Genomic DNA, 13,143 nt, shown 5'->3' on the forward strand with positions numbered 1-13,143 from the left:
GCTCCTTTAAACGTTGTTCATCGGATAACCAAAACCAATTTGTTTTTCAAATGACCATTTAATTGCACTTTCTAACGGTTGGTGGTCAATAGAGTGGGAGAATAGTATGTAGTTTTTACGGTTATTTTGATCCAAACTAATTGAATTGAGTAAGTTGACCACATCCGTGCCAGACATTCCATCCAATCTGGTTTCAGTTCGGAAATAATGCAATTCTTCAAGCATATCCACGAATCTGTCCGCACTTCTGGCGACATCCAGTCCTACACCTGACAATCCGCTATTTTCTGTCCGCGCATCATCTGCTGTCAAAGCGCCCATAATTAATCCTTGAGCTTTTAGTGCCGCCAGCCCGCTTTTATTGACGCTAAAAAAGCCAAATCGAGGTATTAAATCAATGTTATCTTTAGATGCAAACCGCTGAATTTGAGCGTACACACTTTTAACGTTCGCCACAAGCGCACTATCAGTCAGCGTATTTGCATAAGTGTCTTCAGCGTCTGAGTGATATCCTAATTTTAACCAGTGTGAATTTTCGGAAAATTCTTGCTTAAATTTATTCGTCATGGCTTCCAAGTTAAAAGAGTCACCATTTACTTGATTGAAAAGATACAAACTAAAAACCGCTCCATATTGTTCGTGCATGGATTTCATAAAAGCGAAGTCCGCATGATCAAAGAGAGTTGCGTAGGAACTCGCATTAATAGTCAAATCTTTAAGGACGCTAAAAGTGTCGTCTATACTTATGTGCATGAAATTGTCATTTTGATAACTTATTTCGAAATTTTTGACAGTGTTAGGCGTCGATTTATTCCCTCGATATGCAAGACCGCACTTTGTGATTTTATCACCTATATACCCGCTTAGGTCATAAGCGCATTGAGCTAAGTCGTCAATATAAACAACTACCAGCTTACCCACAATTTTCGCAGTCATCGAAAAAGTTTCATTTTCGCTCGGATAGCTGAATAAGTCGATGCGTCCATATTTATGTATAATTGGTGCAAAAGTGCCATCGAATTTGTTTAAAGTATAGGCTTCGATGATATTACTTGAGCCGAGCGATAGCCACACAACTCTGCCGTCGGTACTCTCTATAAAGATTCTATTGGACGAATTTGTTTTTGCTATAAAATTAGCCTTGATATGCGATATTTCCCTTGAGGTGTCAGTGTCTGCGTAAGCTAACCACTTGTGGTAGCTTGTTGCAATATTCTGACCCAATGCTAAACTATTGTTATCCACAGTCAAATAACCCCTATCGAAGTTCGCACTCGGGAATCTTTTTAGCCACTCGTTCAATTCCACTTTTGATAAATCTGAAGTACGTGCTGGATGTCGGTTAGTTTTGACATAAATCGTAGAAGATAAGTAATCTCCTAGATCGTCTTGCATAGTTGACCCAGTTAAATTACTCACACGCACGACGAATTTAGTAGCATCGGGTTTTGATTCGATGATTGACTTGATGTCCATGTCATCTGTTTGCCACGACATGTCATGCACAGCTTCGTTATCATCGTTAAAAAATACTACTGTAATTCTATATTTCTTGTCATTGTTTACAAGTGTTTCGTAACTGTCGTATATAGGTATAAAGTCCGACGCATAGTTTACAGTAGAGCTTGTATATTCGCCTGCTGAATTTACACTTCGCTTTTTAAATTTTGTAGTTCTAGGCCAAAAGTCGAAAGTGGATTTTATTTTCGACATCGTGGCGCTATCATCTTGCGGGATTGTTAGCAGGTTAAATTCGGTTTCCTCGCCTCCCTCAATAGCCGCAAGAACTTCTGAATCTAAATCCTCTAACCTTCTTTTCCGTTCGGCTTCGCTCTTAGTTTGTGCCAACTGCGCGGTAGTTTCATTCAACCTTTCCCCCAGCGTGTCAAAACCACCTCTCGCCCCCGCAATTTCAGGTAGCGAGTAGTAGTCTTGGTCTTTGCTTAGTTCTGTGATGACGTCTGAATATTGTCGGTAGTACTCGTTATATAATATTCGAGCCGTTTCACTCACTTCAGACGCATAACTATTTAAAATATCAGCCCATTCTACAATGCGAGCCATGGCTTCTTTTGTATCTTCTCCGTAGCCTTTCAGCCTTACGTCCCTTGCTATTTGTTGACCTATTGGGCTTATCTTCCCTACTTGTAATGGCAGTGGTTTAGGCCCAATTGGTGTGTAATCCCATACTGTCATCTTATCCCTCCTATAGTGTTAAATGTCGTAAGTAATTCTGGTTGTGCTAGCCAATCACTAATTCTGATTGGTTGTTTACCTAATGTTATTTCTTGGATACTCATATCAGCAAGGTTTATTTTCATACTCTCAACTCTCATTCGTGTGTTTATATTCAATTCTTCATTTACCACTGTAATCACATCACCTATTTTTAGCGATTTGTAGCGACTGTCCATTAAACTTAAATCTGCATATGTGAGTGATAGTGAAGTTATATTTAGAGGTTGGCTATCTAGCCAGTCTAAACCTCTTTGCATTAGATCATTCGGACTTTCAACGTCATCAAAAGTTTGTTCGCCAACATTTACTCCAAACAACGATATAAGTTGTTCATGTCTTAAGTATTCTTTGCCATTGTTCACAGAGTTGATGTAAATACTTTTATCTTCTTCATCGATGTCTGCAGTCGGTCCAGCAATATTACTACCTGCCACGCGGTACCAATAAACAGGTGCACCGCTGTAGGCCCATACTGTACTGTTCGCATTACTTGATACACCAATTCCGTTAAAACGGCTTGAACAGTGGATGGCTTGCGTTTCATTTAGCGCAAAACCAGTGTGTCCATAAGCGTTATTTGAACCACCTTTATTTCCCGATACAAAAATATCTCCCATGCGAACATCGTTTCTGTTAATGGGAATTAATAGGTCGCCTTCCATGCTGTATAAAGTTTCTGTATTACCGACAAAGGGGATTGGGAAACCTGCATGTTGTAAGGCGTAAAAAACGGCACTTGAACAGTCATAACTGTTAGGTCCATTCCTGAACTTCATGGAATAAGTAACCTTACCTTGTCGTGCTTGCATCCATTCAATAGCCTTTGATATCTGGCCACCATTCTCAACAATGACTGGGCCACTACTTCCATCAGACGACCCTGTAAATTCTTTAAGCCATCTGGTTGCGTGTGTTCCTCTATCTGGTTGATACTGGTTTGCTGGCCGTTCAAAGTTTTTCAGAAATGCATCAGCTAAAGTTACTTCGGATTGCGTACTTGTTTTAAAAGTTGCAAAACTAAAATCATACGATTCAGTCGGTATCCAGTGTCCAAAATGGTCGCTGTCAATGAGTTCTAATTGCAAGTCCATGTTGCCTGGCGACTTACCAATACTTCTTGCGTAATCGATTATCATGCTACCTGGTGTGTATTGCACTAGTCCAAAACCTCTGTTTGCATCGTTGGGGTTTGTTCCCTCCCAAATGCCTGGGTTATGTCCACTCTCTACTTGCGTGTTTCCAAGTAATGCAGCGACTGCTTGTTCCGACCAACCAAACGCACGGAGTCTATCCCAAATATATTTAGCATTTTCTTTTTGTTCGGCTTCATTCAGCCATCTGTTTGCACTTACTACCATTATTCTTCACCTTCTTCGTCGCTAGGTGGATTACCAATCGGTATTAAAACAGTTGTGACATTCTCTGGATTAACTTCTAAATTCGACTGAATTAGGTTTAGTCCAGGCATAATCTTTTCATCTGTTTCATTTTGTATTCTTCGTCTTACATGTAATGTTCGAACTTCTTCAACCTTTGTCCATTCTAATTCTGCACCAAACGGATCGAGTAGATACTTTTTAATCGCATCATAAGTGCTGTCTGAATAACTTAGCTCTACATCAATGTATCTAATCTTCTCTGTATACACCGGTCTGTCACGACCAATAGGTTGAGTTGGTTTAGGTGTTGCACCAAAATCTAAAGCAGACTCATCTATCCATGCGATGTGCGTGCCATTCCAATAGATTGCATATCGCTTGTACAATGATGACCACTCACGTGTGGTGTAAGTTTTAGTTTTATAATCAGATGGTATTGTGGTTGGTCTAGTTCCATCAGCTGACCAATAATAAGTTGTGATACCACTTTTAATTTTTGCTTTTGTCCCAGGCGGATAACTATCCCCAACTTTTACTGGAGCCGTTGATTCTGGCGGTGTTACTACTTCAAAATCACGTCCATCAATCTGGACAACATCACTTGATGGGATCCACGCAATAACCGTGCCGTTGTACAGCATTCCGTACATTCCATTAATTAAACCATGCGAACTAACTGTGTACGTATATCCGCGATACTCGGATGGGATTGTTTTAGCTCCACCGCCGTCTGAAGCGCCATAATAAGTTGTGACACCCTCTCGTATCTTAAACTTCGTTCTTGGCGATAACTCCCCGCCTGGTTCAGTTATCTGACCTGGAGACACTGTCGCTTGTGCTTCAACAATATCGTTCTCATTTATAAAGCCCTCCTGAGTAGTTACACCACTTGGCCAAGTTCGACTTAACAGATACTGTTTTACGCCGTTCAACATACGTGTGTCTGTTATCGTATGAGCAACCCCTTTAGCATAGTTTGCTATATTCAGTGCGTTGCCGTTCCAATCATATATTTTCGTTGTGCTTGGTTTGATAGTCGCGGTGTCACCACTTTGTAGCTCCACTTTCACTAATTCAGCTTCTGGACTATCTCCGTAAGCAATATACGTATCAATCTCAACTGTTCCTACAGCGAACTGTTTTTCTGGCTCTACAAGTGAGTTATGTCTATTTAATAAAAACCTTACCAACTCACTCGGTTTAACCGTCATTTTCTTAGGCATTTGTCTTGAGTCATGCAAAAAAGCGGTACAATCTTCAGCGATGTACCGTCTTTCGGTTTGATTATCATCAGTAGTTCCTGTTTGAGATAAGATACGTCCTTCAAACATCGTCTCTTTCGTGTCCAAGTTGATAACTTCTATCATCGTTTTCATTTCATTTATAAAATCAATGGCTGGATGGTTCCATTCAACCGAAAAATCAAACGAATCAATATCTACAGCAGAAAGAGATAGTTCAATATCTTTCAGTCGAGTTACCTCATCGATAGGTGAGTGCGCTCTGACTTTCTCACTACCATTTATAAAATCAGCTTGAAAAGCCATTACAACACCTCCTTACTCCAAACAAATTCAACAACATTATTCTGCCCATAAATTCGGATATCATTCTCGCCAGGTAATAACTGGAATGAGTCATTATGATATTCCGCTTGCCCTGGAACATCCCCACGCAAGTTATAAAAGTTATTATCACGCTGAATAGTAATTCCTCTCCACGCCGTACCGCTATCAGACGGCACATGTAAAATCTTAGGCGTTATCGGATGATCACTCACATTAATCAATTTAACATCTAGCCAACGAGTACGTGCTTGAATAATATTCTGGTCTCGCACCCAATAACCATTGCTGAGTTGATATTCAGTATTGCCGAACCAGCCATTTGAATGGTTCGTTTCAACTGTTCGTTTCGCGACAATTTCATAAAATGGTTCAGTTTCATAGTGTCGGATGACATTATTCACTCCGACAGATTGAATACTTGTCCACGACCCTAATATGACCATCTCACCAATTGGTAACTGTCTAAATGGTAATTGCTGTGTCACTAAATCCGGTAAAGTAAATTGGACGTCTTGCCAGACATCCCGACTTAAATCAAATGGATTCCACAAGTTATGACCTTCTCTAAACTTAGAAATTTTAAACGGATAAGCAATAAACTTAATTTCTGCTTCGCCTGTTTTTAACATATCAGTTTCAAAATTCTCAACACCTTCAACTTCAGCTTCAAAATAATAATACGGAATATTATCTATCTCTAGCCTGTTTTTACCGACTGGACTTATAAGCCAGTTAGCTGCTCTTTCAATAATTTGGAGTGTGTTTTTTATGTGTATATTTGAAAAATCAATAATGTTAAACCAAACAGTGATTTCACGTTCAGTATATTCTTGAGTGTTTCTACCTTCGTCACTATCAATAATAATATTCGTACCCGGTATCCGAGTTTTCTTTTTAATTTTCTGCGGAAAACCTATCTGGGGGTCTCGTGGCATAGTCAGTCCTAAGTCTTCATAACTATGTTTCCCATTAAACCAAATTCCATCACTCATCGAGATAGCCCCCTTCGTTTATAAATTCCTAATTGACCCAGTGATTTATCAATCACTTTTACAAAACGTTGTTCTAATTCTTTTAAATCATTATCTTCACGGATGACTGGCTGGTCGATATTCACACTTAAATTGATTGTGTCACCGCCACCGCCTTTGCCTTTCATATAATCTTCAATCGCACCCGTCACGCCACGCATTTTCTCGCGTGAGTTTAAAGGTGTGATACTTACACCACGATCAGTTACGTGGAATAATTCTGGTCCTGCTTCACCAACAATCCCCACATAATCACGTGGTACATTAGATGCACCATTTGCAAACATTCCACCCCATGCAATATTTCCGCCTTCAGCATACGCATCGATGTGGCCACCTGTTGCAAACCCTGCATTTTCACGCACTGTTCGGTGTACGGTGGTCAATGTAGATGTCTTGCTGTAAGAATTTGCCATTGCATTATTCCAACCATGCACTAATAATGTGTTCGTGACTATGCCAGGCACGGCAGTTGTAAGAGTAGATGTTTTGTCTGTCATCGCACCTACTGCTACGTTGTATCCAAGTACTGCTATAGTGTTTAAAGCCATTGAGAATATATTCGTTTGAATACCAGATGATTTTGACTCTGGTGTCTCGCCTAACGTCGTATTCCATTCATCAGCTTTACCTGCTTCAACATCCGCCTCACCTGCACTAGCATGGAACGTCGATGTGACTTCTGGTGATGAGCCCGCAACTGCTTCATTAAATTCCTCTATTTCATCAGCGGTTTCAGGTGCATTGGTTTCTGTCAGAAATTCTAAAACTTCCCCAACGTCTGCACCTGTATAAGTAGCGATTAAATCTGCTAATTTCTGTTGTGATTCTTCAGTCAGTGCCTCAGTTTCCATTTGCAACGGATGTAAACCAAGTTGTGCACTAAAGTAATTAACTAAATTAACGAGTTGCGCTTCAGCATCTGGTGCGTTCGTATCTACTTCCATTGCTAATGACATAAAGTCAGCGTTGTTCCATAAATCACGCGCTTCAATCGCACCAAGTAATGCTTCGTTGTCTATCTGAGTTTCCAGTACTGCATATTTAACTTCAGGGTCTGTTTGACGATTCCATTCGCCTGTTAGATATAAAATATTCTCTAACGCTTCGCCACCCTCAGCTTCAGCATAGTAGCGCTTTTGACTAGGTGTCAGTGACTCCCAATCAACACCAAGTAACTCAAGTAGCTCATCAATTTCTTCTTTACCGCGCGACTCAACTTGTGCACGTTTCTCTTCTAAGGTGAGATTGTTCCACTCGTTAGCTAAGTCGGTGAGGTCCATTAGTTCTACTTCGGCCTGACTACCATCTACATAGGCATTCTTAGGCTCTAGTTCTTTAGCACCGTAAGCATCTAGTGCATTAATCATGATTTGTAAAGCTTCTTCAGTGGTTTTAGCATTTTTTAAAGCACTTATGGCTTCATCGTCTAAGATCCCCATACGCTTCATGGCTTCGACAGAAGTGTGTTGAGTTAGGAAGCTCATATTATCCGCCAATAAATTCATAACTTCTTGGTTTTCAGATAACGATTCACCGGTTACTTTAGAGATATTCATCATGCTCGCCACGAATGAAGCGACATCTTCTTCTTGCAAGACTCGGTTGTTTCTTGACGCTTCCGCAAATATCTCACTAATACTTTGTGTTGATTTTTGAATACTTGCTATAGCCTGATCAGTGTAAGAGTTCAATGCTTGTATTTCTTGGTCATACACTTGTTGAGTAATATATTGACCTTCCAATTGTGCATCGAGTTCAGCTTGACGTACCGTGCGTCGCTCTTCTAAGCCTTCAACAACCGCTTTAGTTACCCCGTCAATGGCTTGTGTTTGAGCAATCGCCCAATCAGCCGTTACGACTTGTTCTGCTTCGAATAATCTAAATACTTCAGATTGAGTATTTGTTAACATCGTTCCGTAGTTATTAAAAGCAGTTTGGACACGATTTATTTCTTCTTCACTCGCTCCAAAATCTTTCATAGAGCGCGTAACGTTATCTAGTCTTAATCTAAATTGATTTAGCCATTCACCTTCAAAGAAGCGATACTCATTCCCACCAAATACATTCTCACCGAACATCGCACTGAGTGCATTTTGGGTTTCCGCATTTGCATTTTGAATTTCATCTAATGCATCTTTATAAGCTTGTGTCGTATCTTGGGCAGAAGCAATAGCTGTTTCACCTAACTCTGAAATTATTCCAATTCCAGCAGTCACACCGTCGAACCAGTCTTGATAAGCTCCTTCGGTTTCTTTCACTGATTCAGCATGAGCTCTTACAGGTTCATTAGCTTCATATAATAAGTAAGCACCTACCGCAGCAATAGCCGCTATGGCCACTCCGCTCGCAACCACATATGGATTACTGAATAGTGATGCAGCACCTCCAGCCGTTGTTGCACTACCCGGTACTTTGTTTAATTCAGTTGTGACTTTTCCTATGTTGCCTGGCATATCTAGTATCGATTTAGGGGTAGTTAATTTACCAATAGTCTTTATTACCTTACCGACACCTGTAATAACTTTTCCTGATACTGATGTTAACCGACCAAATATACTTAATACTGGTCCAGCAGCTGCTGCAATTCCAATCCACATTAATATGTTTCTTTGACCAGCTTCGTCCATGTTAGAAAACTCTTCCGCTATATCCGCTAAAGTTTCAATCCATGGTTCTGCTGCATCTAAGGCAGATGTTAAAGCGTCAGCAATTGGTCCACCAAATTCAATCGCAATATCCGTTAATCTATTCTTTAATACTTGAACTTTTGCAGCAGTCGTCTCAGCGAACACTGCGAATTCGTCATTTAAAGCCGTGTTTTCAGCGTATGCATCTGAAGATAGACCAATCGCTGTTGCGAGTTGTTCGTGCCCTCCGGCTAAGGCTAGAAGCGCATTTAGTTCGTTAACAGATGTAATGCCTAACTCTTTTAATAATTGGTTAGCATTCCCACCTTCTTTTACTACGCCGTCCAATCCTAGTAAAAATGCTTGAATTGCTTCAACTGGTTCATTTTCCCAAGCAGTCGCAAATTCACTTGCTGTCATTCCGGATGTTTCAGCTAATAAGTCTAAACTCTCACCCGCATCTAAAACATGTGAATTTACTTTTTGCCCAAATCGTTGTAAAGCTGACCCACCTGCTTCAACATTCACACCCATTGAAATAAGACTTGCAGAGATAGCCGTGATTTGATCATCAGTCAAACCAATCATCGCACCTGTAGTTGCCCACCGCTGAGACATCATTAAGATATCTTTTTCAGTTGCTGCAGTATTATTTCCTAGGGCAACAATACTTGAAGCTAAATTACTTACTGTGTCAGTACCTGAACCAGTGACGTTTAAGAATTGTGCTAAGGCTGTTGAAGCTTCATCATATGTAAGGTTAGTTGTATGGCCTAACTTACCAATAACTTCTGTAAACTCCGTCACATCTTGTGCCGCAATACCTAGCTGACCGGCATTTTCAGCAATCCCAGCAATCTCCGTATGTGTTAAAGGAAGTGTTGTTGTTGCTAAACCTCTTAATTCAGATTCCAGTTGTTCATATCCGTAAATAACATTACCTGTCGAATCAACAACTTCATCATTCGTTTTCATTACGCCTGCCCAAGCAGACTCCCAATCCATTGACGCTTTAACCATCAATCCACCAGTAGCTAATATTGGCAACGTGACTCTGGTGGTTAGATAGTCCCCAGTGCGAGTCATCGTATATCCAACATTTTGTACCCTGTCACCAAAGTCTTGCCAACCTTTAGCAACGTCCGCTAAAACTCCTCCTTGATTACGATATTCTTCGTGCAATCGTTGAGTTGAATTAGTTAATCGCTGTTGAGCTAGTTCAGCCTTTGCGATGTTGTTAGGTAATTTCTCTAACTCTTTAGAGTTTTGGTTATAAACAACTTCAAGTTCTTTCAACTCTTTTTTGAGTGCATTAGTTTCTCGATTAGATGCTTTATATGCTTTCTCAGCTTCAATTGTTTCCTGAGCATCTTCGCCTTTTGCTTTAGCCAAATCTTGATATGACTTTCTCAATTCTTTTGTCGTGGCATTTGACTGGTTATAACTCTTAGTTGCGTTATCAATCATTGATGGCAGACGTTTTTGTTCATCGCCCAGAATTTTCTGTTGGTCTACTAACATCGTAGTTCGACTTCTAGCGACGTCTAATTGAGCGGTCATAGATTTCATGCGTGCACCATACGTGTCCGTAATTGACGCGTTATTACCCAATTGAGCCACTGCTAATTTAGACTGAGTTGATAGTGTACGCATCTCTTGATTGACTTGTTTAAGCTGTCCTAAATACTGCGCATGACCTTCTGCGGAGAAGATAACACCTATTTTTCTTAATGCCATTCTTTTCCTCCTTCCCTAAAAAATATCAAAAAAATGAGAGCAATTACAGAAAATCTGTTGCTCTCATCACTTCGTTATTATTATCATTTGCCGGTTCGTCACTGTTTCTAAGTTCAATCTCTCGGTTTATTAAATCGATGATTAAATCCAGATCGTGGTCGAACATGAACTCGTCTTTTGTCATATGAAAGAATTTTTTGCATAAGAAGTAGAGGTTATCCCAGTCTACTTCTTCTGAGTCTTACCCTCAGTACCCGTACCTACGATGTCAGCATATTTTTCACTCATGACTTCGTTATACGCCATTGCGAATGCTGTAATATCAGCAGGGTCAGTATTGTCTAATACTTCCTGTTCAGTAACTTTATGACCATTAGCCATTAAAGTAGCTGTAACAAATTTAGCGCCATATATATTCTCGTTATCTTGTACGCCTTCTACATATTCTTTTTGGGTTAAACCAAACTTAGTTTCCATCAATAACCAAATAGCGTTATTAATTTTAAACTCTGCTGGTTCTCCTAAGATATTAGACGTAAATGTTTTAAGTGACTTTTTAAAAATTGACAATTATACTCCCTCCTCCACTTTGCATAATTCTTTTGTTGCTGCGTTATACCAACCTTGTGTCAATAACTTGTTACGGTCCCAAACTGATTGCTCCTCTGGCGTAACTAATGATTGTTTATTGTAAACACGACGCGCTTCACCAGTTGTTTTGTATAACAACGGAACTGATCGTACGTTAAATGTTGGAATTTGCTCAGTAGTATCTGTGTTACGTGTTTGGAAATTTCCTTCAACTGGCGATAATGTACATTTAGGGAATGAATAGATAATCTCATCATCGTTCTCCGTTTTAGCTGGGAATGACATTCTGAAAGGTTTTTTCTTTGGTGTGTCTGGCATAAACCATCCGCCAACACCGTCTTCTAACATTCCTTGTGCTTCTTCAGCAAATCCAGCCGGGAAATAACCCGCATTGATTGGTACATTAACCGCTGTAACTTTAGTTAAATCTGAGTGTTCTAAATCTGATAAGAATACTTGTTTCTCGTTAATTTCGAATGTAATTTGAGCTGTATCGATTGAAACTGTTTCATAAACTTTTCCACTATACGATGGTTCGTTTACGCTTGAATCCTCAGTTTCCATCATTTCTAAGAATAAGTTTCCAATACCGTTAACCAATCCTTGTTTTTCAAATGTTGTTGTTGCCATATTTTATTAAACTCCTTCTGTTAATTTATTTTGAATATCATCTTGTATTTCAGTTTCTAATTCATCGACAGCCGGACGAACGTGCGTTCTCGGTGGGTCTTTATACGTTCCAATTTCATGGAAATATAAATGTAAATTAGGTCGTGGACCCCAACCCAGCTTAAATCCGTTTGAGTCAACGATTGTTTCTATACCTGCCACACCTTTACCGGTTACTTCCAATCCTTTGGATGATGCAATCTCAACTGTTCTAGCTTGCAACTTATCCGCTGAATCTTCATAAACCAAATGAACGGTCTCTGCACCATATAATAACTTCTCAGTATCTTGGATGGCTTCTTCAAATCCGAATGTGCTACTCATCCACTCACCTCTAGCATGTAATGATACGTAGATGAATTTTCTTTTTCATCTATAGAAACAACTTCCAACCAATTGGTTGTTAGCAGGCCTTTATCTTCCAAAGCATCGATAATACCCATCAAGCTCTCATCTGTTTCAACATCTAACGAATGATCACTGTAATAACTCACTTGATATTTAATTCGGTTTGAGTGTCTTTTGTTTGAGTATCTAACAGGTACGTTACTAATTAAGTAAAACAAAACTCGTGGAAATCCAGTGTAGTCAGTGTCAGCATAAAAACTCTTATCTTCAACTGATTTCAGCGCTTCGTAAATTCGATCTTTAATTGTCATTCTTCACACCAACCAAACTTAACTCAGTTTCATTATTTTTAGAATTGTAATAGGAACGATAGACCTCATAGGTGTTGCTGTTAATTTGAAGTGTCCATTTGACATCAATAACCGTTTTACCCTTAATTGCTATCTTCTCAGTCAATTCTTTCCCATCAGCGTGAGCATGATAGGTATCTTGAGATGTTATACCTAGATACCTAAACCATGCACGACTGACTTCTTCCAAACTATATTTGTTTCTAATGGGTGTGCCGTATTTGTCATACGCTTGTTTTCGTTCGTTGAATACGACCGTGCCATCGTTGTAAACTTGCTGGATAACCTCAGGTTTCTTCAACATCAGCATCACCTGCATCCGTGTAAATCTGCCACCTAAAACCATTCAACTCATACTCAAAACTTGAGAAAAAATGTTCTCGATATCCGTTATAAGCAAACCGAACGTAATCAAACACCAAATCACGACCAACTTCATTCTCTAAATCAAAGACACCACAATGACTCATTATCACGTGGTGTCCTCGTTTTAGTAAATTTAAGATATTGTCTTTATCATCATCAGTTGATTTTAGATAATTTTTCAGTGCATCATAATGTTTGTCGTACTCAATATCGATAATCTCAACCATTTAACTCAC

The 13,143-nt window shown here is 39.6% G+C and carries 12 protein-coding genes; all 12 read right to left on the minus strand.

Annotated features, from left to right (window positions below):
- Window positions 1–6 precede the first annotated feature (6 nt).
- Genes FEZ33_RS01165 through FEZ33_RS01215 form a run of 12 tightly spaced genes read right to left on the minus strand, consistent with a single transcriptional unit; the run spans window position 7 to window position 13,134 of the window.
- Entirely contained in the window at window positions 7–2,196 is a 2,190-nt protein-coding gene (locus FEZ33_RS01165) for a hypothetical protein (protein WP_138403555.1), read from the minus strand.
- Window positions 2,193–3,596 carry a phage tail tip lysozyme gene (locus FEZ33_RS01170; RefSeq protein WP_138403556.1) on the minus strand — a complete coding sequence of 468 codons (1,404 nt, stop codon included), beginning with the start codon at window positions 3,594–3,596 and terminating at the stop codon, window positions 2,193–2,195. The genes FEZ33_RS01165 and FEZ33_RS01170 overlap by 4 nt, the downstream gene beginning before the upstream one ends.
- The gene (locus FEZ33_RS01175; RefSeq protein ID WP_138403557.1) at window positions 3,596–5,164 is read right to left on the minus strand and encodes a hypothetical protein; all 1,569 of its coding nucleotides are present in this window, start codon (window positions 5,162–5,164) and stop codon (window positions 3,596–3,598) included. The genes FEZ33_RS01170 and FEZ33_RS01175 overlap by 1 nt, the downstream gene beginning before the upstream one ends.
- Window positions 5,164–6,177 carry a phage tail family protein gene (locus FEZ33_RS01180; RefSeq protein WP_138403558.1) on the minus strand — a complete coding sequence of 338 codons (1,014 nt, stop codon included), beginning with the start codon at window positions 6,175–6,177 and terminating at the stop codon, window positions 5,164–5,166. The genes FEZ33_RS01175 and FEZ33_RS01180 overlap by 1 nt, the downstream gene beginning before the upstream one ends.
- Complete coding sequence (locus FEZ33_RS01185) at window positions 6,174–10,583, minus strand: phage tail tape measure protein (RefSeq protein ID WP_138403559.1); 4,410 nt, start codon at window positions 10,581–10,583, stop codon at window positions 6,174–6,176. The genes FEZ33_RS01180 and FEZ33_RS01185 overlap by 4 nt, the downstream gene beginning before the upstream one ends.
- Before the next feature lie 43 nt (window positions 10,584–10,626).
- Entirely contained in the window at window positions 10,627–10,767 is a 141-nt protein-coding gene (locus FEZ33_RS12370) for a hypothetical protein (RefSeq protein ID WP_171031232.1), read from the minus strand.
- 41 nt (window positions 10,768–10,808) lie between these two features.
- Complete coding sequence (locus tag FEZ33_RS01190) at window positions 10,809–11,153, minus strand: hypothetical protein (protein WP_138403560.1); 345 nt, start codon at window positions 11,151–11,153, stop codon at window positions 10,809–10,811.
- Window positions 11,154–11,804, minus strand: coding sequence for a hypothetical protein (locus FEZ33_RS01195; protein ID WP_138403561.1), 651 nt, complete (start codon window positions 11,802–11,804; stop codon window positions 11,154–11,156).
- Between the two features lie 6 nt (window positions 11,805–11,810).
- Window positions 11,811–12,167, minus strand: coding sequence for a hypothetical protein (locus FEZ33_RS01200; RefSeq protein ID WP_138403562.1), 357 nt, complete (start codon window positions 12,165–12,167; stop codon window positions 11,811–11,813).
- On the minus strand, window positions 12,164–12,502 hold the full coding sequence (locus tag FEZ33_RS01205) for a hypothetical protein (protein WP_138403563.1): 339 nt from the start codon (window positions 12,500–12,502) through the stop codon (window positions 12,164–12,166). The genes FEZ33_RS01200 and FEZ33_RS01205 overlap by 4 nt, the downstream gene beginning before the upstream one ends.
- Window positions 12,492–12,845, minus strand: coding sequence for a phage head closure protein (locus FEZ33_RS01210; RefSeq protein ID WP_171031233.1), 354 nt, complete (start codon window positions 12,843–12,845; stop codon window positions 12,492–12,494). Before FEZ33_RS01210 ends, FEZ33_RS01205 begins: the two co-directional genes overlap by 11 nt.
- The gene (locus tag FEZ33_RS01215) at window positions 12,829–13,134 is read right to left on the minus strand and encodes a hypothetical protein (RefSeq protein WP_138403565.1); all 306 of its coding nucleotides are present in this window, start codon (window positions 13,132–13,134) and stop codon (window positions 12,829–12,831) included. The genes FEZ33_RS01210 and FEZ33_RS01215 overlap by 17 nt, the downstream gene beginning before the upstream one ends.
- Window positions 13,135–13,143: the final 9 nt, after the last annotated feature.

Source organism: Ruoffia tabacinasalis (genome assembly GCF_005864045.1).
GTDB classification, from domain to species: domain Bacteria; phylum Bacillota; class Bacilli; order Lactobacillales; family Aerococcaceae; genus Ruoffia; species Ruoffia tabacinasalis.

Excerpts from the sequence above, each read along its gene's own strand:
- FEZ33_RS01165 (WP_138403555.1), bottom strand. The coding sequence starts at position 2,196 with ATGACAGTATGGGATTACACACCAATTGGGCCTAAACCACTGCCATTA.
- FEZ33_RS01170 (WP_138403556.1), bottom strand. The coding sequence starts at position 3,596 with ATGGTAGTAAGTGCAAACAGATGGCTGAATGAAGCCGAACAAAAAGAA.
- FEZ33_RS01175 (WP_138403557.1), bottom strand. The coding sequence starts at position 5,164 with ATGGCTTTTCAAGCTGATTTTATAAATGGTAGTGAGAAAGTCAGAGCG.
- FEZ33_RS01180 (WP_138403558.1), bottom strand. The coding sequence starts at position 6,177 with ATGAGTGATGGAATTTGGTTTAATGGGAAACATAGTTATGAAGACTTA.
- FEZ33_RS01185 (WP_138403559.1), bottom strand. The coding sequence starts at position 10,583 with ATGGCATTAAGAAAAATAGGTGTTATCTTCTCCGCAGAAGGTCATGCG.
- FEZ33_RS12370 (WP_171031232.1), bottom strand. The coding sequence starts at position 10,767 with ATGACAAAAGACGAGTTCATGTTCGACCACGATCTGGATTTAATCATC.
- FEZ33_RS01195 (WP_138403561.1), bottom strand. The coding sequence starts at position 11,804 with ATGGCAACAACAACATTTGAAAAACAAGGATTGGTTAACGGTATTGGA.
- FEZ33_RS01200 (WP_138403562.1), bottom strand. The coding sequence starts at position 12,167 with ATGAGTAGCACATTCGGATTTGAAGAAGCCATCCAAGATACTGAGAAG.
- FEZ33_RS01205 (WP_138403563.1), bottom strand. The coding sequence starts at position 12,502 with ATGACAATTAAAGATCGAATTTACGAAGCGCTGAAATCAGTTGAAGAT.
- FEZ33_RS01210 (WP_171031233.1), bottom strand. The coding sequence starts at position 12,845 with ATGTTGAAGAAACCTGAGGTTATCCAGCAAGTTTACAACGATGGCACG.
- FEZ33_RS01215 (WP_138403565.1), bottom strand. The coding sequence starts at position 13,134 with ATGGTTGAGATTATCGATATTGAGTACGACAAACATTATGATGCACTG.